The organism is Hwangdonia sp. (assembly GCF_048381975.1).
Lineage (GTDB): Bacteria > Bacteroidota > Bacteroidia > Flavobacteriales > Flavobacteriaceae > Hwangdonia > Hwangdonia seohaensis.
Genome location: NZ_JBLWYT010000007.1, coordinates 130916 through 154356, shown reverse-complemented (window position 1 = coordinate 154356; position 23441 = coordinate 130916). Strand labels below are relative to the sequence as shown.

Annotated in this window: 23 protein-coding genes and 1 other RNA gene; 11 read left to right on the top strand and 13 right to left on the bottom strand. The window is 34.1% G+C overall.

Annotated features, from left to right (window positions below):
• Position 1: 1 nt before the first annotated feature.
• Both ACN5J7_RS13205 and ACN5J7_RS13200 read right to left on the bottom strand, forming a co-directional pair.
• Positions 2–1081, bottom strand: a complete 1080-nt coding sequence (locus ACN5J7_RS13205; RefSeq protein WP_311942591.1) for a glycosyltransferase — start codon at positions 1079–1081, stop codon at positions 2–4.
• A gap of 4 nt (positions 1082–1085) precedes the next feature.
• Entirely contained in the window at positions 1086–2180 is a 1095-nt protein-coding gene (locus ACN5J7_RS13200; protein WP_418604272.1) for a glycosyltransferase, read from the bottom strand.
• A gap of 96 nt (positions 2181–2276) precedes the next feature.
• Here ACN5J7_RS13200 and ACN5J7_RS13195 point away from each other — a divergent pair, with 96 nt between their 5' ends.
• The gene (locus ACN5J7_RS13195) at positions 2277–3206 is read left to right on the top strand and encodes a glycosyltransferase family 2 protein (protein ID WP_311942585.1); all 930 of its coding nucleotides are present in this window, start codon (positions 2277–2279) and stop codon (positions 3204–3206) included.
• 6 nt (positions 3207–3212) lie between these two features.
• On the opposite strand, the gene ACN5J7_RS13190 is transcribed toward ACN5J7_RS13195, so the two are convergent.
• The 7 genes from ACN5J7_RS13190 to typA form a co-directional block, all read right to left on the bottom strand.
• The gene (locus tag ACN5J7_RS13190; protein ID WP_311942582.1) at positions 3213–3614 is read right to left on the bottom strand and encodes an FdtA/QdtA family cupin domain-containing protein; all 402 of its coding nucleotides are present in this window, start codon (positions 3612–3614) and stop codon (positions 3213–3215) included.
• 5 nt (positions 3615–3619) lie between these two features.
• Positions 3620–4360, bottom strand: a complete 741-nt coding sequence (locus ACN5J7_RS13185) for a transferase (RefSeq protein ID WP_311942579.1) — start codon at positions 4358–4360, stop codon at positions 3620–3622.
• Positions 4361–5845, bottom strand: a complete 1485-nt coding sequence (locus tag ACN5J7_RS13180) for an oligosaccharide flippase family protein (protein ID WP_418604271.1) — start codon at positions 5843–5845, stop codon at positions 4361–4363.
• Positions 5846–5851: 6 nt separating this feature from the next.
• Positions 5852–6952, bottom strand: a complete 1101-nt coding sequence (locus ACN5J7_RS13175; protein WP_418604270.1) for a DegT/DnrJ/EryC1/StrS family aminotransferase — start codon at positions 6950–6952, stop codon at positions 5852–5854.
• Positions 6949–7917 carry a GNAT family N-acetyltransferase gene (locus ACN5J7_RS13170; protein ID WP_311942571.1) on the bottom strand — a complete coding sequence of 323 codons (969 nt, stop codon included), beginning with the start codon at positions 7915–7917 and terminating at the stop codon, positions 6949–6951. Before ACN5J7_RS13170 ends, ACN5J7_RS13175 begins: the two co-directional genes overlap by 4 nt.
• A 38-nt stretch (positions 7918–7955) precedes the next feature.
• Positions 7956–9254, bottom strand: a complete 1299-nt coding sequence (locus ACN5J7_RS13165) for an O-antigen translocase (RefSeq protein ID WP_418604269.1) — start codon at positions 9252–9254, stop codon at positions 7956–7958.
• 343 nt (positions 9255–9597) lie between these two features.
• Entirely contained in the window at positions 9598–11397 is a 1800-nt protein-coding gene (typA, locus tag ACN5J7_RS13160) for a translational GTPase TypA (protein WP_418604268.1), read from the bottom strand.
• Positions 11398–11544: 147 nt separating this feature from the next.
• Here typA and kdsA point away from each other — a divergent pair, with 147 nt between their 5' ends.
• Positions 11545–12363 (top strand): 3-deoxy-8-phosphooctulonate synthase, encoded by an 819-nt coding sequence (gene kdsA / locus ACN5J7_RS13155; protein WP_418604267.1) that lies wholly within the window; start codon positions 11545–11547, stop codon positions 12361–12363.
• A gap of 1 nt (position 12364) precedes the next feature.
• On the opposite strand, the gene ACN5J7_RS13150 is transcribed toward kdsA, so the two are convergent.
• Together ACN5J7_RS13150 and ACN5J7_RS13145 are read right to left on the bottom strand one after the other, a co-directional pair.
• A complete protein-coding gene (locus tag ACN5J7_RS13150) occupies positions 12365–12733 on the bottom strand; it encodes a DUF1801 domain-containing protein (RefSeq protein WP_418604266.1) in 369 nt (122 codons plus the stop codon).
• A gap of 179 nt (positions 12734–12912) precedes the next feature.
• On the bottom strand, positions 12913–13647 hold the full coding sequence (locus ACN5J7_RS13145; protein WP_311942555.1) for a slipin family protein: 735 nt from the start codon (positions 13645–13647) through the stop codon (positions 12913–12915).
• Positions 13648–13807: 160 nt separating this feature from the next.
• On the opposite strand from ACN5J7_RS13145, the gene ACN5J7_RS13140 reads away from it, so the two are divergent.
• The 8 genes from ACN5J7_RS13140 (at position 13808) to ACN5J7_RS13105 (ending at position 18645) form a co-directional block, all read left to right on the top strand.
• Positions 13808–14416, top strand: a complete 609-nt coding sequence (locus ACN5J7_RS13140; RefSeq protein WP_418604265.1) for a hypothetical protein — start codon at positions 13808–13810, stop codon at positions 14414–14416.
• A gap of 70 nt (positions 14417–14486) precedes the next feature.
• Positions 14487–14780 carry a winged helix-turn-helix domain-containing protein gene (locus ACN5J7_RS13135; RefSeq protein WP_418604264.1) on the top strand — a complete coding sequence of 98 codons (294 nt, stop codon included), beginning with the start codon at positions 14487–14489 and terminating at the stop codon, positions 14778–14780.
• A 22-nt stretch (positions 14781–14802) separates the two neighbouring features.
• Entirely contained in the window at positions 14803–15564 is a 762-nt protein-coding gene (locus ACN5J7_RS13130; RefSeq protein ID WP_418604263.1) for an oxygenase MpaB family protein, read from the top strand.
• Positions 15565–15665: 101 nt separating this feature from the next.
• Positions 15666–17045 carry a cell envelope integrity protein CreD gene (gene creD, locus ACN5J7_RS13125; RefSeq protein WP_418604262.1) on the top strand — a complete coding sequence of 460 codons (1380 nt, stop codon included), beginning with the start codon at positions 15666–15668 and terminating at the stop codon, positions 17043–17045.
• On the top strand, positions 17042–17248 hold the full coding sequence (locus ACN5J7_RS13120; RefSeq protein WP_418604261.1) for a hypothetical protein: 207 nt from the start codon (positions 17042–17044) through the stop codon (positions 17246–17248). The genes creD and ACN5J7_RS13120 overlap by 4 nt, the downstream gene beginning before the upstream one ends.
• A 42-nt stretch (positions 17249–17290) precedes the next feature.
• Complete coding sequence (locus ACN5J7_RS13115; RefSeq protein WP_418604260.1) at positions 17291–17605, top strand: hypothetical protein; 315 nt, start codon at positions 17291–17293, stop codon at positions 17603–17605.
• Positions 17606–17609: 4 nt separating this feature from the next.
• On the top strand, positions 17610–17987 hold the full coding sequence (locus ACN5J7_RS13110) for a DUF2809 domain-containing protein (RefSeq protein WP_418604259.1): 378 nt from the start codon (positions 17610–17612) through the stop codon (positions 17985–17987).
• Positions 17980–18645 carry a DUF1361 domain-containing protein gene (locus tag ACN5J7_RS13105; RefSeq protein WP_418604258.1) on the top strand — a complete coding sequence of 222 codons (666 nt, stop codon included), beginning with the start codon at positions 17980–17982 and terminating at the stop codon, positions 18643–18645. The genes ACN5J7_RS13110 and ACN5J7_RS13105 overlap by 8 nt, the downstream gene beginning before the upstream one ends.
• On the opposite strand, the gene ACN5J7_RS13100 is transcribed toward ACN5J7_RS13105, so the two are convergent.
• Positions 18624–19829 carry an NAD(P)-dependent oxidoreductase gene (locus ACN5J7_RS13100; protein WP_418604338.1) on the bottom strand — a complete coding sequence of 402 codons (1206 nt, stop codon included), beginning with the start codon at positions 19827–19829 and terminating at the stop codon, positions 18624–18626. The genes ACN5J7_RS13105 and ACN5J7_RS13100 overlap by 22 nt on opposite strands.
• 297 nt (positions 19830–20126) lie before the next feature.
• On the opposite strand from ACN5J7_RS13100, the gene ssrA reads away from it, so the two are divergent.
• Positions 20127–20522, top strand: a transfer-messenger RNA (tmRNA) gene (ssrA, locus tag ACN5J7_RS13095).
• Positions 20523–20625: 103 nt separating this feature from the next.
• Here the strand turns inward: ssrA and ACN5J7_RS13090 are convergent.
• A complete protein-coding gene (locus ACN5J7_RS13090) occupies positions 20626–23397 on the bottom strand; it encodes an alpha-amylase family glycosyl hydrolase (RefSeq protein WP_418604257.1) in 2772 nt (923 codons plus the stop codon).
• Positions 23398–23441: the final 44 nt, after the last annotated feature.

The following is a 23441-nucleotide window of genomic DNA, read 5'->3' as shown; positions in this document are numbered from 1 at the left end:
ATTAAACGGATTGAAATAATTCGTGCCAAAGCTTCATAATATTTTCAATTTGATATATCTTCATGCTTTCTCTAGCCGCTTGACCAACTCTTTTCATTTTATTTTTATCATCTATTAGTGATATAATTTGATTTGCATATTCAATTAAATTATCTTTTTCAATTAAGTAACCATTCTTTTTATTTTTGATGTAAATCCTTGGCCCTGATGTGTTTTCAAATGCTAATACGGGTAAGCCACAAGCCATAGCTTCAATTAACGCCAACCCAAAAGATTCATGTCTTGATGTATTTAATAGTATTGATGCATTCAAATAGACCTCAATTATATCTAATGTAGGTTTAAAAAATAATATATTACCTGTAATACTAAGCTTTTGAATTTGCTTTTGTAAGGGTTTGTAATCTCCTTCTCCGTAGATATGCAGTTGCCATTGTGGATGTTTTTTTACAACTAAACTCCAAATTTCAATCAACAAATCATACCCCTTCTCATAAGATATTCTACCAACAGCGATAACCACTTTTTTATTTAAAGAAGCACTTTTTATTGGAATGTCAAATCCTAAAGGATTATGAATTACTTTTATATTATCGGATTTCCAAGAATCTTTCAAATGTTGAAATACAACTATTTTATTGTACCTATTGACACTCCATAAAAAAAACAAATCTTTAAGTCGTAATTTCAAATTGCCAAGTATTGTATTTTCTCTTACATTTTTACTGCCATGATTTTCAAAAATCAATGGTACTTTTCCTTTGTAAAAAAATGGAAATAACACACCTTTTAAACCGTTGTCACAGTTAATAATAATATCTGGATTTATTTCCTTTACTTTTTTGTTTAGTTCTTTGAAATAATAAAGTCGTCTTTTTGTTTTAGAATCTTTTAGACTTAATGAATGAATAGAAATTGTATCATCAAAAACATAGAATAAATTATTCGAATCTCCATGGGTGTTTATAATATGTATGTCATAAAAATATTCTTTAATTAAATAATTAAGCTTTACAGATAACACTTTGGCTACTCCACCAGAAGAATTTAAATTGGTTGTTATATATAGAAGTCTTAGCAATTCCTTAATTAATTTTCATTAGTTTCAACCATTGCTTACCTATTTGCTTAACTGAAAATTTTTCTACACTTTTTAAGGCATTGCTCTTACAGTGTGAATATAAACTTTCATTGGTCAGCATAATGTTCATGCCATTAATAAGGGCATCAATATTTTGGTTTTCAATTAGCAATCCATTGTCACTATGGTTAACAACTTCTTTAGGTCCTGTTGGGCAATCGAAAGATACAACCGGAGTGCCACATGCCAAAGCTTCTATTAAAACCATTGGATGCCCTTCATGCCAGCTAGAGAGCACAAAAAATCTTGCATTTGCCATGTATTTATATGGGTTTTCCTTAAATCCTAAAAATTGTACATTTTCGTCAACATTTAGTTTTTTGGCGATTGCCTCCAATTCCGATTTCTTTTTACCTCTCCCCAAAATCACTAATTTTATTCGTGTTTGGGGCAGTATTGACTTTGAGTAAGCCTCAATAAGTTTATCAAATTGTTTTTGATCTGTGTCAAACTGTCCAACCCCAATAATATATTCAAAATTGATTTCAAGAGCCTCTATACTTTTTTCTTTAATTTTATTTAGTATAATTGGATTATAAACCATGCCAACATTATCCAAAAAGGGGTAAATGGTTTCTACCAAATTTTTCATAGATTCTGTAATAGCTATTATTTTATAGGCTTTGCCGTAAATTACATTAGCCCAGTATTTTGATTTTGGCAAATATATTGCCAGTTGCGAACTGTGAATCGTGTATATGGTTTTTTTTTGATTATAAACCAGTCGGGAAATTAAATATTCTTGAATTATTCTTTTCCTAAACCTAAAGTCGATTACAAAATCAAAATCATTTTGCTTTACATAACTCCTTAAATGAATTAAACGTTTTATTTTATTAAAAACAGTATTGGGTTCACTTTTTAGTTTTCCGAGGTTATATAAAGTTCCTGAATAGTCATAACCTAATTCGTCGTGAATTATAATTATATGCAGTTCAATGCCTTTATCGTGAAAGGATTCCGATAAGTTGGCCATAACACGTGCAGTACCGCCCCCGCTTAAATGAAATCCGACAAGTGCTATTTTTTTTGGTTTCAACCTAAATAATTTATTCAAAAATAAATGATTAATTTGTTTATTGCGTTTACTTTACCCAAATTTATGTTTTTAATCTATTTCCACTAATCAAAAAATATGATAACGGCTTCAGTACATCTCATTACTTACAACAACGAGGAACATATAGAAGAAACCATCCTATCGATTTTAAAACAAAAAGTTGAGTTTAATTATGAAATTATAGTTGGAGACGACTGCTCTACAGACAATACATTAAACATTATAAACCAGTATAAAAAAAATCATCCGCAGCTCTTTAAGGTAAAAAAGAACGAGACCCAATTGGGTATTTTAAGGAATTTTAAAACGACACTTGATAGATGTCAAGGACACTATATTTTTGACATAGCCGGCGATGATATATTAAAACATGAATACACGCTGCAAAAAATGATTAATGTTTTAAATACCGATTCTAGTTTGGGGTTTGTTGATAGCGGCTTTGATAAATTAACTGTGGAAAATAAATCGATAAGGAAATACAATAACAAAAAACATATTGTAGCCTCTAAAGAAGTTTATAAAGAAAAAGTATTGTTAGGGCAGGTTGCTCCAATTGGCATTTGTTATAATAGAAATCACTTATATAAGTACGTAGATTTTGATTCTTATATAGATATGGGAATTACTATTGAAGACTATCCTATTTTAGTAGATTTAATTATGAATACTAATTTTGATATGATTAAAGAATCATTACATATTTACAGAGTACACGATAATTCTTATTCGCACAAAAGAACTTTTGAAAGTCATTATTTTTTAAAAAATCAAATGAAACGATTATTTGACTATTTTTCTGAAAAATATCAATATGACAATAACTTAATTAAAACATTCAATAAAGATTACTTTAAAGAACTATTGTTTTTAAGTGGGTATTTTGAAGAAAAACAGCTTGGAAAAGAAACATTTAAAAAGATAGAATCTAAAAACATAAGAGATTATATTCACTTCTTAGCTAGCCAAAGCCCGTTTTTTAGGAAATTAGTATCAATGCTATAGATATTATTATTCCATTTCCATGAATTTTTCGAAATCCCTTATATAATCACTTTCATCATAAACATCAGAAGCCACCACCAAACAAACCGCCCCAGATGAAAAACCTTCCAATTCGCGCCAAATCATATTGCTAACCAGTAAACCTTGATTGGGTTTATTAAGGGTAAATGTTCTTTTTTTTCCAGTCCTATCTTGCAACACTACATTAAAACTACCACTTAAAGCAATTAAAAATTCTTCTTGCTCTTTGTGGGCATGACCACCCCTATAGGCTCCACTGGGCACATCGTACAAATAATAAACTCGTTTAAATAAAAACGGCAACAAATCCTTCTCTATAACAGAAAGGTTGCCTCTATTGTCTTTAATTTTTGGAATCTCGATGATTTTGACCTGTTCTAAATTCACTTAATCTATTTTTTACGTATTAAAAAATCCTCTATTCCCTTACGCTCTCCTTCCCAATCCCTACTAAAGTTCCTTTTAATTACTTTAGCGGGCACACCACCCAGGAGAATGTTGTGGCCTAAATAGGCATAATCCTTATTTAACAAGCTATTAGAAGCCACCACACAATAGTCTGGTGTTTTGGTTCCTGGCATAATACTGTTTCTGTTTGCTATTGAATTGTAATTGCCTATATAAATTGGCGCACTCAACGGAAGCCTCTTTTTGGTTACCGTATCAAACATACTATGAAAATTAGTATCTAATAGCTGGCTTTGGTAGCCAATTCTTGCCCATTGACCCAATACAATTTTATTGGTGCAAAAAAGTTTTACATCAGACCCCAAACAGGTCATGTGTCCAAACTCGCAGTACGCACCTAAACCAATGTACAATAAATTATCTTTTCCAATATGAACATGCCCTTTAACAACAAGTTGACCTGATAGATTTAATTCAGCGACACTTTTTTGTCGCGTTCCCAACTCAAATTGTTGGCCAAAACCCAACATTGCTCTTCTTATAGGTGCATCAATAATAATTTTGCCTTTTAAACAGGTAAGCTTAACACTACCATAAAAATACACGGGTAATTTAATGGCTACTTTAAAAGGGAATTTCTTAAAATTAAAATACAACGTCTTGATCCAATTAACAGATAATTGAAATTTTAACCAATAATATAACTTCCGAAGTGGCTTATCCATTTATTTGCTTTTCTTGTTAAATGACATAAGAAATTCCCTAATAGGAACCTTTTTGTTAAAAATATAAAATAAATAAATGAGTGACAAAACACCAGCCACAGCCATAGTTACATACTTTAATAAGGATTTTTCTAAAAAAGACAATGAAAAAACCACAAGACAAATAACCAAACATTTAAAAAGTATATTATAAATTTCGCTATTTAAAGATATGCCGTATTTATTTTCCACTATAATTTTTATTCCAATAAAATGAAAAAGATAATAGAGTGAAAAAGCTATACCAACACCATTTAATTGAAATAAGTAATACCCAGACAAAAGCATAATAAGGTAAAGTGAGCTAAACCCTAGGCTTGTTTTTATAAAAACTCTTGAGTCTCCTTTAGCAATAATAATATAGCCAAGGCTCCATGATATTGCCTTAAAAAGCATCCCTAGAACACCTATTGATATCATGAGTACTATGGAACTGAATTTTTCAGAAAAGAGCAGTTTCACTAGTAACGGTGCAAAAATTATAAAAAAGATAATAATCACGGTTATTAAAACAATAGAAATAAATGCCTGTTGAAATGTTAATTTCTTTATTTTATCATTTTCATTACATACCAAGGAAAGTTTAGGAAAATAATTTTTGCTCATAACCAAAAAAATGATGCCAACATAAGAATTAAGAATTAGCAATCCTGCGCCATAAAACCCTACTTCATCAATCCCTCCTTGAAAACTAATTCCCGTTTGGACCAAATATTCAGACAGGGTTCTTGTCAATCCACTCAACCCTAATGCCATGCCTAAATATATCATCTCTTTGCCTTCAACAAAAGTGGGCTTAAAAGCTATTTTCTCTTTACTTTTATATATAGGATTAACATAAAAATATGAAAAAACAAAACTGATAAATGTTGAAGCTACAATGGCTGGGGCAATGGCATCAAAACCCCAATAAAGATACATGGGTAATGTAACGATTAGAGCCGCAAAATTGGCAAACAAATTGCTTTTTGCAAATAACCTTAATCTACTTAAACTCTCTAATATTGTTAAATACCCCTGTGTTATCTGCCTAAATAAAACGGCTAGGGACAACCAAATAAAGGACACTGTAAAATCTTTACTACCAAAAGCTATTTGACTTAAATATGGTGAAAAAACAAGAGTAATCAATGCACCAAAAACACCCGTAAATAAAATCAATTTTTTAAAGATTAGAATCTTTTTTTTTAAGGCTTCATCGTTTTTTATGCCCAAAGATTCTGAAATGCTTTTAATCCCACTTGAGTCTAGCCCAAAACCTGTAGCGCTGCCCAAAACATTTAAAGATGTATTTAAAAGCGTTAAAATACCAATACCAGAAGGGCCTAATATTAGGGCTACAACCTTTGTTTTAATAACAGAAATAATGATATTTAAAAACTGAACCCCACCAAATAATGACGTTGCTTTTAAAATTTGCTTATATGCGTTTTTTTCGCTGTCCACCAAGAATTAAAAACTGTTAATTAGCTTTACTATTTTAAGAACCTGTTCACTATTCAATCCTGTATTTAAAGGTACACTTAAGACTTCATTATGGATTTGTTCTGTAATTGGCAGTTTTAAACTGCCAAATTCTTGATACGCTTTTTGATGATGTATTGGTATTGGGTAATGAACTATGGATTCCACACCATTTTTATAAAGATATTCTCTAAGTAAATCTCTTTTATTACTCCGAATAACAAACAGGTGGAAAACATGTTGACTAAGGATTTTGCAGTGAGGAAGTATAATTTTTTCGTTTTTTGTTAGCTCAAAGTATGTTCTTGCAATGCCCTGTCTTCTAATGTTGTCTGTTTTAAGGTGTTTTAATTTAATCCTTAAAAATGCAGCTTGAATTTCGTCTAATCGACAATTGCGCCCTTTTATATCGTTTTCATAAGAGGATGCTCTTCCGTAATGTCTCATTTTAAAAATAACATCAGCAAGCGCTTTATCATTTGTGGTAACCGCTCCAGCATCAGCCAAAGCACCTAAATTTTTAGTGGGGTAAAAACTAAAAGCCGCAGCATTTGAAACATTTCCTGCTTTTCTACCATCTATAGTAGCAGCTCCATGCGCTTGTGCTGCATCTTCGATTAAAACCAGATTATTATTTATTGCTATTTTTTCCAACTGCTCAACATCATAAAGTCGTCCGTATAAATGAACCCCCAAGATAGCCTTAGTTTTTGAGGTTATTGCCTTTTCAATTAGAGAAGGATCAATATTAAACGTGTTTATGTTTGGCTCAACCAAAACTGGCCTTAAACCTGAATTACTAATAGATAAAACACTGGCAATGTAGGTGTTGGCCGGTACAATAACCTCATCATTTGCCTTTAAAACACCCAAGGTTTTATAAGCTTCAAAGATAAGTTCCAAAGCATCCAATCCATTGCTCACCCCAATACAATGCTTAGTGCCACAATAAGCTGCAAATTCTTTTTCAAAGCCGATAACTTGCTCTCCTAAAATATAGTGTCCGTTGTTTAAAAAATTATCGAATGATTTTTTAAAAACGTCGTTGTAACGCTGATTTACTAATTTTAAATCTAAAAACCTTATCATAGCATCACATTGTTTAGCAAAGGATGGCTGTTGACTTTTATCTCATAAAAATCATGAACTATGGGTGATGCTCCAAAACTTTGTTTCCAATTGAGCAACCCCAAATTGATATTCTTTCCTTGGTTTTCATTTGAAATCCCAAAGTCGAAATACGTCTTGTTTTTATAAACTGTTGTCAAAAGTTGATGAATCAAAAAGTCTAATGCACCGTCTTTAATATTTTTTTTGGTTGAAACATACTGCAAATGCGCTACTTTTTCAGTTTCAAAAACAGTGCACCCTGCCAATAAACCGTCATCATCAAAAACATTAAACTGTTTAATATTATAGGGGAAAGTTTGTTTCAACCTTGTTATTTCTTCAAGGGAATGGACGGGCTTTACGTTAAATTTTTTTTTTAAATTCGGTATTAATATTAAATTCCAAAACGAGGGCAAGTCAGTGTCGTCTACAAACTTTAAATTTTGGGCTTTTTTTATTTTTCGTTTCCTGAGTGTAGAATACTGATTTTTTTTATCTAATTTTATGGTCATTGAAAGGTCACGTCTAAATAATTTGGCTTTCAAAATAAACATGAGATAATCTAAATCATCTGAAGGTTTATTGCAATATATCTTGGGTATTTGTTTAAGAATAATTTTTTTTATGTCGTTACGTTCTAAAAAAACCAAAACACATTTGAGAGCTTCAAAAACAGTTTTAAAAGCAACTTTATTTGGCAATAAAAATCCGCCATAACTCAAACCTTGATGAGAATAAAGCAACTCGCCATCTAAGTTAGCGGGCAATATCGTAATCAATTTGTTTTTACGATATACCAGCAACGAAAAATCCCTAAACCTATCAGAATGATATTCCATAAAATCACGATGAAATAAAAATGTTGCATTTCTAGATGTATCCAAAAAATCATTCCATTCCTTATAATTTGATGATGAATATTTAACTACTTTGTAATCTTCCATTATTAGTGTTTTGACAAGAAACAATTATAGCCTTGTTTTTAATCCTTTTCAACTTCCACCCCAAAAAGCGAGCTTCCGAATATTAATAAAATGATGCCGTAGTACATTAAGTAACTCACAAAATGCCCTATCACTGCTCCTACTACGCCAAACATATTAATAAAGTACACACTTGTTATATACAAAATAACCACTAAAAATGTTTCGGTTACCACATAGTGCCAAAGCATTTTTTTTGCTAAAAACTGATAGGCTATCACCAAAGATAAAACCTTTAAGAAGTCGCCCAATAATTGCCATAAAAACAAGTCTTCAACGGGTTTAAATTCTTCAGTAAAAACAAGCGTTACAATAAATGGCTTTAATAAATATATCAAAAATAAAGCAAGCACCAATACGGGTATTACGGTTTTATAAAATCCAAAAACTTCTTTTCTAAATCCCTTAACCGTATCGATTTCAGTAAATCTGGGTAAAATATAAAGTGCCATTAACGAGCTAACCAACATTAAGTAGTATTTGGATATGCGCGTCATAGCCTCCCAAAAACCAGCATCTTTATAACCTATGTTTTCAATTATGTACGATCGAATTGCCAAAGCAACAAGGGGTAACAAAACAGCCGAAAACAACGCCATGATCGAGTACGAGCTCAACCGTTTAAAATAGGCAAAACTAACTTGCTTCACCTGAATAAGCGGTGTTAAACTACGCCTATTTATAATGCCTACCAAAGTGATTAAAAATATTAAGGATTCTGCAATGACAACCGAAATTAAGGCCCCATCTATATTGTTTTGATAAATCAATAGCAAGGTGATGGACACACCTAAAATCTGACCTATAATGTTTATTATAATGAGTATTTTATACTTTGAAAAGCCATTCATTATGGAAAACGAAAACATATTCAAAGCATAAAAGGGCAGTACAAAAGCAAATATTTTAATTACATAAGCATAGTTGCTGTAATTTGGGAAGATTAAATTATTGATATTTTCTGCATTAAAATAACATAAAAGCGACACCGAAATTGAAGATACAAAACCAAAATAATAAACCGTAGAAATGGTTTTGCTTAACCTAACTATGTTATCTTTATATTCCGCTATATACTTTACAGAGCCTTTATATAGCCCTAGTATAGCTACAGATTGGGCAGAACCAACAAAGTTTCGTAAATTACCTATTAACGCAAGACCTTCAGCCCCAATAAAAACAGCAATGGCTTTTGATGTTAATATACCAGCAATCATTCTAGTTAAAATGGCAGCTGTTTTTAGCGAAGTAATTTTTATTAAAACGTTATTGTTTATGTAATCTATTAATTTCTTCAATTAATATGAATTTACTTTTTCTTAAAAAGGTTTATAATTTAATGCCATTTTTTATTTAAAAACACCACTATGCCATGTGTGTTTTCTGAATGAACCAAATATACAAAATCATTTAACGTATTTAGTTTAATATTAGTATAGATAAAAACCTGTGAAATTACCAGGAAGAAACGCTGCCCATGCCATATAACCAAGTGGAATACATTTATTGAAAACGGGTAATAGCAAAACGGTTGCCTATATACGCCGTTTCCGTAGTTCCCAAAAACCTTTTTTTTTAAGCCATAAAAAAAGAGAAACCCTTATTAGAATTCCTCTTTATTTTTTTTGCTAATGCATGACATTAGATGGATTTATTTCTTTTACGCTCAACTTCCGTTAAAAATATTTTACGTAAACGTAAGTGCTTCGGTGTTACCTCAACATATTCATCTTTTTGAATATACTCCAAAGCTTCTTCTAAAGAAAACTTAATTGCCGGTACAATTTTAGCTTTATCGTCAGCCCCTGAAGAACGCACGTTGCTCAATTTTTTGGTTTTGGTTACGTTAACCGTCATATCATCACCACGAGAGTTTTCACCAATGACCTGTCCTTCGTAAATATCTTCACCCGGATCAACAAAAAACTTACCTCTATCCTGTAATTTATCAATAGAATACGGAATGGCCTGTCCTTTCTCCATAGATACCAAACTTCCGTTTTGACGCTCTGGAATACCGCCTTTTAACGGTTGGTATTCTTTAAATCGGTGAGCCATAATAGCTTCTCCAGCCGTAGCGGTTAACAACTGATTACGCAAACCAATTATACCTCTTGACGGCACGATAAACTCGCAAACCATACGGTCTCCTTTGGCTTCCATACTTAGCATTTCGCCTTTACGCAGGGTAACCATTTCAATGGCTTTACCTGAAACTTCTTCGGGTAAATCAATCGTCATTTCTTCAACTGGCTCACATTTTACACCATCAATTTCTTTTATGATTACTTGGGGTTGCCCAATTTGCAATTCGTAACCTTCGCGACGCATCGTTTCAATTAAAACCGATAAGTGCAAAACGCCACGACCAAAAACCATAAATTTATCGGCACTATCGGTTTCTTCAACTCGAAGTGCTAAATTCTTTTCCAATTCTTTAGTCAATCTGTCTTTTATATGACGAGATGTTACATACTTTCCGTCTTTCCCGAAGAACGGCGAGTCGTTAATGGTAAATAACATACTCATCGTAGGCTCATCAATAGCAATGGTTTTTAAACCTTCCGGTGCTTCAAAATCGGCAACGGTATCGCCAATTTCAAAACCTTCAAGACCAACAATGGCACAAATATCACCCGTTTGAACCTCGTCTACTTTTAAACGCCCTAAACCTTCAAAAGTATGCAGTTCTTTAATTTTATTTTTCACAATAGAACCATCGCGCTTTACCAACGAAATATTTTGTCCTACTTTTAATTCGCCTCTCGTTAAACGCCCAATAGCGATTCGTCCTGTAAACGACGAAAAATCTAAGGATGTAATCAACATTTGCGTATTGCCCTCTGGTAATTTAGGAGCTGGAATATGTTCGATAACCATATCCAACAAAGGCTCAATGTTTTTGGTTTCATTTTGCCAATCATCGCTCATCCAATTATTTTTTGCCGAACCGTAAACGGTTGGAAAATCCAATTGCCATTCTTCGGCACCAAGCTCAAACATTAAGTCAAAAACTTTTTCGTGTACCTCATCTGGTGTACAGTTTTCTTTATCTACTTTATTAATTACCACACATGGCTTCAAACCTAAATCTATGGCTTTTTGCAATACAAAACGGGTTTGTGGCATAGGGCCTTCAAAGGCATCAACTAAAAGCAAAACACCATCGGCCATATTTAAAACACGCTCCACTTCACCTCCAAAATCGGCGTGACCAGGCGTATCGATAATATTAATTTTGGTGTCTTTATAAATTACAGATACGTTTTTTGAGGTGATGGTAATTCCCCTTTCACGTTCTAAATCATTGTTATCCAAAATTAAATCACCCGTGTTTTCGTTCTCACGAAATAACTGGCAGTGATACATGATTTTATCGACCAAAGTGGTTTTACCATGATCGACGTGCGCAATGATTGCAATGTTTTTAATGTTAGCCATAATATATGCTCCTTTTTTTTGGGCGTGCAAAGTTACTTATAAATAATGAATATATTATTGTGTTTATTCATTGAAAATTCAAAAAACCTGAATTTAGAATTCTGAATTAGTATCTTTGTAGCCTTAAATTTGCTGAAACCATTTTTTATGAAGCTTCAAGATATCCCAAAAATAAAACACACACAATCCAATAACTTCTTTCTTTTATGTGGCCCTTGCGCCATTGAAGGCGAAGACATGGCTTTAAGAATTGCCGAAAAAGTAGTTAACATAACCAACAAACTGGACATTCCATACGTTTTTAAAGGCAGCTTTAAAAAAGCCAATAGAAGTAGAATTGATAGTTTTACAGGTATTGGAAACGAAAAAGCTTTAGAGATTTTAGCTAAGGTTTCAGAAAAATTTGATGTGCCCTCGGTTACCGATATTCATGAAACCAGCGATGCTGCATTAGCGGCGCAGTATGTTGATGTGCTGCAAATTCCTGCTTTTTTGGTACGCCAAACCGATTTGGTAGTTGCCGCAGCCAAAACCGGTAAGGTGGTCAATTTAAAAAAAGGGCAATTTATGAGTCCGGAAGCCATGAAACACGCCGTACAAAAAGTAAAGGATGCTGGTAGCGATAAAGCGTGGATAACCGATAGAGGCACCATGTTTGGCTACCAAGACATGATTGTGGATTTTCGAGGTATTCCAACCATGCGCCAATACGCACCAACCGTTTTAGATGTTACGCATTCGTTACAACAGCCCAACCAAAGTGCTGGCGTTACAGGTGGCAGACCGGATATGATTGAAACCATTGCTCGTGCGGGTATTGTTAACCACGTTGATGGTTTGTTTATAGAAACACATTTTGATCCCGCAAATGCTAAAAGTGATGGCGCCAATATGTTGCATTTGGATAATTTGGAAGGTCTGTTAACCAATTTAGTGGCTATCAGAAAAACAATAAATAGCCTATAAACTATTTATTATAAAACGATTTCCCTTTTTGTTTTTCAGCTTCCTTTAGAATAGCTATAAATATATCATTATCTATATCTTCTAAAGTGTGGTAACGCAGCGATTTCACCACTTTACGATTCTCGCTAACTAGGTGTTCATCAAATTTTGAGAGGTACGCCGAATGCCAAAAACCCACGTCTACAAATTGCTTTTTATGACTGGCATTTAAGTAGCAAACCGGTGTTTCCCCTAAGTAATAACAAGGAATCCGCCATTTGTATTTTAATACTGCATTAGGAATGGTGTGCTCTATAATCACCTGAATATGCATCAAAATTGAACGAAAGGGTTCGGGTTGGTTTAATATATAGACTTCGGCAGGATTCACAATGCTAATTTAATAATTTAAGCATAAACACTAAATAAAGCGGTATGTTTTTAGCGTAAATACTTATTGAAATCCGTTTTGTAAATCCTATCAAAAAAGAAAAAGACAACATAATTGTTTTCTTTTTCGATAATTTTTCAATTTCGTTCTCTTAAAAAAAGCATGTAATTTGTCTTTTTTTACTTCGATTTTTTTGGCAATACTTCTTCAGGAAAAGGGAATAAAATGGTAGAATTCTTCTCTGCTGCTATATTAGACAAGGTTTGATACAACCTCAACTTTATGGCTGATGGCGATTGATCAATTAATTTTCCTGCTTCTAACAATTTACCTGCAGCCTGCTCTTCTGCCAAGGCCAAAATAATACGCGCCCGTCTAGAACGCTCTGCTTCTGCCTGATTAGCCATCATACGCTTCATGTTTTCAGGTAGTTGGATATCCTTTATTTTCACATCTATAATATCTATACCCCAATCTTTGGTTTCAACTTCTACTATCTTTTTAATATTGTTCCCCATTTCTTCACGTTTAGACAGAATGGTATCCAATTCAACCTTACCGCAAACATCCCGTAAGGCCGCTTGCGACAACTGTGTAATGGCAAAGGTATATTCTTCCACTTCCAACACCGCCATTTCCGGATCGATAACCTTAAAAAAAACAACGCCGTCAATACTACAAGGCACATTGTCTTCGGTCATAACCTCTTGAGAAACCACATTAATGGTAATAACCCTAATATCAACAACTTGTATAGTTTCTATTAACGGAATAATCCATCTAAACCCAGGTTGTAGTGTTTCAATATATTTACCAAACCTAAATTTTAAAGCTCGTTTGTATTCATAAATTATCCGTATCCCCGAAAGTATGAATACGATAATAAATATCGTAAATATTAATATTGGATTCATGACACTTTATTTTAAATTAATAACACTATAAGATAATGAATTTCAACGAAAAAATAAACCATCTTGAAAACAATTATAAGGTCGTAAAACAAAAATTAAAAAAACTTTTATTGTTCTATTTGAAATAATTTATTTACTTTGCAATTCAAAGTACTTTTATATGGAATCAAAAGATTATTTAAAAGACATTAGCGAAATAAAGGATTTAATGAACAAATCCTCTCGTTTTATATCACTTAGCGGATTATCGGGTATCCTTGCGGGCATTTATGCGCTTATTGGCGCTGCCATAGCCTATTGGCTCGTTATGGCATACGGCGATGGTACGTTAATTTTAGATGGTAAAATTTTCAGACTGGTTATGCTCGATTTATTTTTGGTTGCCGCATTAAGTATTTTAACGGGCATCTTTTTAACCACCAAAAAAGCAAAACAACAGGGAGCGAAAATTTGGAACGCCACATCAAAACGATTGGTAATTAACTTTTTAATTCCTTTGGTAGTTGGTGGTTTGTATATTTTAATCATTTTAAATCAGCAAAAATACGGTCAAACTGCTGCGTTAATGCTCATGTTTTACGGATTGGCATTGGTAAACGCCTCAAAATACAGCATAGGCGATATCCGGTATTTAGGTTATATTCAAATTATTATAGGCTTAATTTGCGCTTGGTTTCCCGGATACGGATTTTGGCTTTGGATATTGGGTTTTGGTATTATGCATATTGTTTATGGCACTTGGATGCATTTTAAATATGACAGGACGTAATGTTCTCGCAAAGACGCTAAGTCGCAAAAGAAAGACTGCAAACTGAGTACTGTTGACTGAATATTAAAAAATGAGCATTATAACCAACATAAATAAAGCATTCGACCACCGAATTAGACTGGGCATCATGTCTGTTTTAATGGTTAACGAGTATGCCGATTTTAATATGCTAAAAGAACTTTTGGGCGCCACCGATGGCAATTTGGCAAGCCACACCAAAGCCTTGAAAAAAGCGGAATATATAAAAGTAGAAAAACAATTTATTGGCAGAAAACCAAACACGCGTTATTCAACCACCAAACTGGGAAGAGCGGAATTTAAAAAGCATATTGACGCCCTTGAAAAATTGATTAACAAACAATAATGGCTTATAAAGTCGAAAAAAGATGAATTATTTCGTAGACAAAAATTCAATAGTTAGGGAAATATGGGGAAAGAGCGATACTATTCTCCTAATTTTTGCTGGAGCTTCGGCAGAATTTGCGCTTAACAAAGCTGTGGATTGGTTGTATTTTACCGGCAAGCTTCCAAAAGATCCTTTAGGACGATTGTTTTCAACGGTGGCTTACGCACGAGGCATTGTGTTTTCAGAAAAGGAAACGGCATTTAAAACCATCAAGCATATTAATGCCATACACCGTTCGGTAGAAAAAAAACGCGGAAAACCCATACCAAATTGGGCTTATAAAGATGTACTTTTTATGTTGATAGACTACTCTATAAGATCGTTTGAAATTTTAGAACGACCGCTAAAAACACACGAAAAAGAAGACGTATTTCATGTTTTTTTAGAAGTCGGCCAACAGATGGAAATAAAAGATTTACCAAAAACCTATGAGGGTTTTAAAGCCATGCGCTTATTGCATCTCAATCAAAATTTATACCATGGTTCATTTACCAAAGATTTACTTAAACAATACCGAAAACATTTAGGTTTACTGAGGTATAGGTTGCTATTGGAATCACAAATACTAATCACACCAAAACCGGTTCGGGAATTGTTGCACCTCAAATCCTTTTCAATATTAAAACCGCTGATACCGCTATACAAAATAAGCCGAACCATCAATCTAGATACATTTTTAAAAGCCATCATTTTACCACTGGAATACAAAACCCAAATTAGAGCCCTCAATCACACCAATTGAGAACGAATATATTTTTTTAATCTTATACTTTGAAAAACAAAGTACTTTTAAATATGATAAACACCATTTCTAAAGCAATAAAAACAAATTAAACACGCATTATGGAACACTCAAACACACCACAGGAAAACAAACAGCAAAACAAATTCGGCAACTGGTTAAAAACCTCCATTACGGCACGTATGCTTATGGTAGGGTTTTTAGTCATTATTTTACTCATTCCACTGTCTTACATAAACAGTTTAATTCACGAACGCGCTTATAGGCAAGCTGATGTGGTTAACGAAATAAACGATAAATGGGGAAACCATGTGTTGGTTTATGGCCCTATTTTAAAATTGCCGTACAAAACCTATAAAGAAACCACCATTTATAATAAAGAATCAAACACCTACTCCACCGAAACGCAAACCCACATAAAGTATGCTTACATTTTTCCCGAAAGCTTAAACACCAAGGTTTCGGTAGATTCAAAAACCCTAAAACGCGGCAATTTCGAGTCGGCGGTTTATACCTCTAAAATGAATTTTTCCGGAAACTACATAAAACCCCAACTCGCATTAAAGGACATTAAAGACGAGGACATCGTTTGGAACAAAGCCACCATCATCATTAAAACCTCAAATTTAAAAGGCATTAAAAACGAAATGCTCATCAGTTTAAATCACTCAAAATACGCTTTCGAAACCAATTTCAACAACACCAACAATTCCTATTTAAACGAATTGGAATCCGCATTCATTAAAAAAGAAGATTTGCCATTTGAAGCCCCAAAAAATTTCGAATTCGATATGACTTTTAACGGAAGCGAGCAAATAGAAATAATTCCTATTGGTAAAACCACCACCATGGACATGACATCAAATTGGGCAGACCCCAGTTTTATGGGCAATTATCTGCCCAACGACGAAACCAAGGAAATAACCAAAGATGGCTTTAAGGCCCATTGGAAAGTGCTGCACATAAACCGAGCCTTTTCGCAACTGCATTTAAACAACATACCAAAGCTAAATGAGTTTGCATTTGGCACAAAATTCATGGTTATGGTCGACGAATACCAAAAAAGCGAACGCTCCGCCAAATACGGATTTCTGGTTATCGCACTCACCTTTTTAATCTTCTTTTTAATACAAACCCTAAGCCAAATAAACATCCACCCGTTTCAGTATTTAATGATTGGGCTTGCACTCACCATGTTTTACACGCTGCTCGTCTCCATATCCGAACACAGCAACTTTTTAAAAGCCTACGTCATCGCAGGCATTTCGGTAATCGCGCTCATCACCCTGTACTCAAAATCCATATTAAAAACATTTAAGTTTCCGCTATTCATCGGGCTATCGCTAACGGCACTTTATACCTTTATTTACGTCATCATCCAATTGGAAAACTACGCGCTTTTGGTAGGCAGTATCGGCCTGTTTTTAATACTCGCCATCGTCATGTTTGTATCACGAAAAATAGATTGGAACAACGGATGATTTCATTAAACACTAATTATTTGGGCGTTACCCCGAAAACATCGGGGTCGCGCTTTACACTATATCTTTTTAAACGTCATTGCGAGGACGAAGGACACGGCAATCTGCCAAATTTTAGCACTATCAATAATGCATTTCCCTCAAGTTTAAAAAGGATGTCGTTTCAATCGCTAACGCATCTCTTTGCTGGGTTTAGTGATTAATCCGCAGTCAAAAACATATTTGAAAAGTCATACCATAAAAAAATGAAAGATTTAATATACTTAGGGAAAATTGTCGCTTTTTTAAGCTTTATAATCGGCACCACAACATTATCACTTTATCTATATTTTGATAATTCCAATAGCATCGGAAGCTTTGGTTTTTACTTTGTAATAATAGCACTTGTTATAAATATGCTTCTTTTGGTTGTTAACATCATTGCAATAGCTATCGATAGTCAGCATCGATCAGAATTAATTAAAACTAGTGGCATTATGCTATTAAATATTCCAATTGCAGTCGTCTATTTCTATATCGTAATATCAATAACTTTAAGCTCAGTCAATCCTAATTGGTAATCGCATGTTTATAAAACTCAACAAAACCTATTTAACCATAACCATCCTTCTGTTTATTACAGAAATACTGATTGCCATCTTTTTAAAAAGCGGTTTTATCCGGCATACCTTTGGCGATTATTTAGTGGTCATTTTAATCTATTGTTTTTTTAAAAGCTTAATAAAAATCAACTCCTTTAAGCTTGCCATATTGATTTTGGTATTTGCTTTTACTATTGAATTATTACAATTAGCAAATCTTTTAAAACTGCTCAATCTCCAAAATAACCAATTGGCAAAACTTGTTTTGGGCAGCACATTTCATGTTTCAGATTTAGTGGCTTATACGTTGGGCATCATCAGCGTATTAATTGTTGAATATAAATTACAAACCCATGGATAACATAAAACACCTCTTTATAAACCGATTTAAAACCTTCGCTCTGTTAAGTATTTCAATGGCTTTTTGCATTGTATTACTTATGCTTAGAATGAAGTTGACACATTCCTTTTTCTACTTGTTTTTGGTCTGGAACTTGTTTTTAGCAGCCGTTCCATTTGCCATAACCACATATTTGGTAAGCCTCCCCAAGCTTAATAAATTTGCACTCTTGGTTTGGTTTTGCGTTTGGCTGCTTTTTTTACCCAATGCCCCTTATATAGTTACCGATTTAATTCATTTACAACTCAGCTCCGCTCCTATTATTTGGTTAGATATACTAATGGTGAGTGCCTTTGCCGCTAACGGATTGCTATTGTTTTATTTATCCATTTTAGATATGAAAGTTATTTTAAAACCTTTTTTTAAATATAAATTATTAAACTACGGCGTAATATTTATTCTGTTTTTATCGAGTTTCGGCGTGTATTTAGGGCGTTTTTTACGTTACAATTCTTGGGAAATTTTAAGCCATTCAAAATATTTAATAACCGATATTTTAAATATAGTAATACAGCCCTACGCCAATAAATTTGCGTGGTTATTTGTTTTATTATTTGGCAGTTTTTTAACTGTTAGTTATTGGATTTTTAAACAAATCTACTCTAAGCCATCAACATAATCCTGTAAGTAAGCAAAGCGTTCGGTGAGCTTTCCATTTTCGGTAATTTTGGCGCGTTCCAAAATTCCATCGGCATCGTTATTAAAAAATGCAGGAATAACGTGTTCCAAAAACATTTCGCCAAACCCTTCGCTGGCGTCTTTTGGGAGTTCGCAGGGTAAATTATCTACGGCCATAACGGTTATGGCGTTTGCAGCATTAAAAGCCACCTCGCTTTCGGTTTGCGCGTCGTAGCCATAAAACGGATCTGCAATTGTCGATGCCCGTATGGTTGAAGCTATGGGGCCATCAATATCGCAAGAGATATCGGAAACCAAATTGATTTTAAATTCGGGGTTTTTGGCATCTTCCCTGGTAAATAAAAAGGGGGCATTGTTCCCGTAAAAATGACCTGCTATAAAAAAATCGGATACTTTGGCGTAGGGCATAAAATTGCTTTCGTAATCTGTTGGGTCTGCATAAAACTCGGCCTTGTCGCCTACTTTTCCGTCTTTACGATTGTTGTATTCCATAACATCGACCATACAATACACCGGTTCGGTAAATTTTGTGGTTAAATACAAAGCATCACTAACTTGCTTGATGTTTAAATGGTCCAGAATTTCTTTGGCGCCCTGGGCTACTTTTCCGGTTCCGGAGAGTACTATTTTAATATTTGGCAGCTCGATTTTATCTAATTCTGCTTTTACGGCATCTAAGTCCGCAAGGGTTTCCACCTTTGGGAGATTGAACAGGTTATCTCTTAAACCCAAAGCTCTAAACCCGTTGTAAGCACCAACTAAACCCGCATAACGCCCAAAGCCTATTAACCGAAATCCCTCATTATTTACAATGGTTTCGTGATCGTAAAGTTCTATGTTTTTTTCTAGAATAGCTTTTAGCAATTTGCGATTATAGGGTTGCTTTTTTATGGTATGCGAAAAGAAAAAGTATTTTTTATTGGGTATTAAATTTTTAATGGGCACTTCCTTTACGCCAATTAACACATCGCAATCTGACACATCGTTTGTTACCTTAAAACCTTTGTTTTTGTATTGATGGTCTGGAAAGACACGTATATTGGACGCTTCCACCTTAAATTCTCCTTGGGGGAATTTTGTTTTGGTTTCTGCAAATTTTTCGGGAGAGAATACCACCCGTCGGTCTGGTGGGTTTTTACGTTCTTTGATGATGGCAAACTTGATGTACATTTATTTAATTTGTTTGTGCTAATTTGATAAAATTTTTATTAACTGACAACTAATAATTTGGTATAAATTTTGTACATAATATACGGTATCTGTTTAGTTATTAAAACTTTTTGATACCTTTGCAGCCCGCGTTAAGGATTGAGGCATTTGTTGAAGCTCTTTTTTGTTTTTCGCAAAAAAAGCGACTGCCGAAAGCCTGACGCACTTTTGCCATTAAAAGCAAAAGTGGGTAACGCCCACTTCTCGATACGATTTTTAAATAAAAATCACTCGAAGTGACAAATTAATAAAGGGGTCGACTGGTTTTGACAGCGAGATTAATTGAACGGTAAGCACGTCGTGTAATGGCATTGAAACACGTAAAAGGCTAGACCAAATTTTAAACGGCGAGAATAACTACGCTTTAGCTGCATAATCTGAATTTATAGTAAGATTAGCCTAGGTACACAAGGTGTACAAGCTTTATGTCTCCGGAAAGCCTTGATTGACGGCGTTCCATTTTGAGGCATCGTAAATGTCAATATAGATTGGGCAGTGCTTTGATGCCCTTTTGAAGCTAAAGAAGCTAAGTTAAAAGTGGGTTGTCTTTAACCAGCTTTTAATCGAAAAAACAAGAAAAGAATAAACGTGTAGAAAGCCCTTTGGTTACTTGTTTGGACGAGAGTTCGATTCTCTCCGACTCCACTTATTGCGTATTGAAACGTATTAAAAAACCCTTCAAATCAATGATATGAAGGGTTTTTATTTTTTATCTAATGTTGGGTAACATCAGATAAAACCGCTTTTTAGATTAATCCAATTTTACGATTTTCAATGTGAACTGTTCATTTAAATTGCTATTAATCTTAGCTAAATATACATTTGGTGCTAAATCAGATATATCAAAAGGGTGTTCTTTATTAAAATCCCCTTTAAAGGTTTTTACCTGTTTTCCTGTTAAGTCGAAAATCGAAACCGATTCAACAAATGTATTTATCTGAAAAAACTCTGAAGTTGGATTTGGGTAGGCTTTAATAACATTTGTTTTTTCAGCTGTTGCAACGCTTAGGCTTGGGGTTTGCGAATATAAACGGTATTCACCGGGTTGTAAATTTATAGCCGCAGTAGGATTGGCAACATTTATGCTTGTGGTTGAAAATGAATCATACCAAGTTCCTGTTGCCGGAAAATTAGGATTAACAGATTGCGTAACGACATCAAAATTAGCAATAATTACCACGTCTAAACTACCAACATTGTCATAAAGATTGATACGTTTTACCAATCCACCAACGTCAAGATTAAAATTATTGGTATTAAATGTTGAAGGAAACTGCTTTTTTAACTGAATCATTTTTGCAGTAACATTGAACAAGTCCAATCGGTCTGAATCCGAATCGTAACCTAGAGTCCAAGCCACAGGTTTTTTATCTAATCTACAAGCGCCGTTTTCAATATCGCCATCACAATTAATGCTTTTATCGTATCCTAATTCGCCAAATTGCCATAGCATTTTAGGCCCTGGAATTCCATAAAACACAACCGAAGCCGCTTCTTGCCTATCTAAAGCAGTACCTAAATCTTTAACATTATAACCACCGTTAACATTTCCGTAGGCCAAATTTTTAACCATTAAACGCTCTTCGTCATGGCTCTCCATATAACCCACAATATGCGGATTGTTCCAGCCTCTGTTACTGTACGATGCCCACGAAATATCTGCACCTGTGGCATACCCCATAGTATTTTGATTGAAACTATGGTTTAGATTTCCCCATAGTAAAATGCCGTAATTTGCTAATTCTGTTTCTTCTGTGTTATCGGATAAATGTTCAAAAATAACATAAGCTTCATTTCCTGGAGAATCATTCCAAACATGATCTGCAAAGGCCTTTAGGTTTTGAATTCTAGAAGCATCGTAAGCACTAGCCCAATTATTGGCACCTGAATATATGGTGTTTGAAAATCCTTTAGTGAAATCGAAACGGAAACCATCAATTTTATATTCTTCCATCCAAAAACTCAATACATCATTAAAAAAGTTAACGGTATAATTGGATTCGTGATTAAAATCGTAACCCCAATGCGCAGCCGTATTATCCACTAAATTATGGTTTTGGTTGTAATAAGGGCTATTTGCGGCGGGTCGATTATTTGCGCTATCCCAATACATTTGCAATAAAGGCGATTGCGAGTAAGAATGATTAAAAACAACATCTGTAATTACGGCCATACCGCGTTGGTGGCAGGCATCAACAAATGCTTTTAAATCGTTTGCTGTACCATAAGCTTTATCTAATGCCATGTAAAAAGATGGGTTATAACCCCAACTTATGTTGCCTTCAAATTCGTTAATTGGCATTAGTTCTATGGCATTTACACCTAGGTTTTGTAAATAGTCTAAGTGTGTTATGGCATCTTGATACGAACTGCTTTCTGTGAAATCCCTCAAAAGCATTTCATATATAATAATGTTTTCTTTGTTGGGCCGTGTAAATGTTGTGTTTTGCCAAACATAATCGGTTTCATTTATTTTAAAGGTAGAAACAATTCCCGTGGTTTCTCCCGTTGGATATGCCATTAAGTTCGGGTAGGTTGCGTTTGATATATACTGATCGTTATCAGGGTCAAGTATCTTTTTTGAATAAGGATCGGCAACCTTTATACTATAATCTATGAGGTATTGATAGGCATATTCGGTATTGGGATCTAAACCATTTACGGTTAACCAAAACGTATCGCCGTCTTTTTTCATTTGATAAGCCTGGTTGAGCGTCCAATTGTTAAATCCACCAATTAAAAAAACATCGCTTTTTAGTGGCGCTTGTAAAACAAATGTTACGGTGCCATCGCCATTATCGTTAAAACCATTTTTTAAGCCAGTTGGTAAGGTTTCGTTTTGAGTAGGTGTTTTTACATAAACCGAAATTTGCTCTGTTTTAGTTTCGCTGTTTTCGGTTGCAATGGCTTCAATGGTATAATTTCCTGTTGAAGTAAATGTATAAGATTTGGAAATTGTAGTGGTGTTTGTTGCTGTTTGTTCGGAAACGTTATTTACCTTTAATTCTAAATCTGCATTTATACTAGATTCTGCGCTTATGGTAATATTATCGTTCAAATCATAAACCGATTCATCTGAAGGATTGGTAATGCTAACATTTAAACCAGCCGCATAAATGGGAATAAAAATATCGGGTCTTGATTGTGCAGTTCCAGTACTGTTTCTAAAAACAATAGCAATATCGGTTACGGTTGATGAACCAGAGTTATAAAAAGTTGGGATATCAGGCGTAATTACCAATTGGTAAGTGTTTGTGCCTGTAGGTGTTAATTGTGGCTGATTGGTATTATTTCCCCAAGAACCGATAACGTGTTTCCAATCGGTATTATTTGCCGATGCAGAAGTGAGCAAACCCGTATGTGCATATACATCTCCAGTGTAACCGTCCAATTCCGTTCCCGTTGCATCAAATGTAATAGTTATAATATCGGAAGCTGTTGGTATTACAGGCGATGTAGTAACCACTTGAGCCTGTGTTAATACCGTAATGAATAAAAAAAATGAGTATAGTAGTTTTTTCATTATCTATTTTGTTTTAGGAAAAAAAAGGCTGATGTACATCAGCC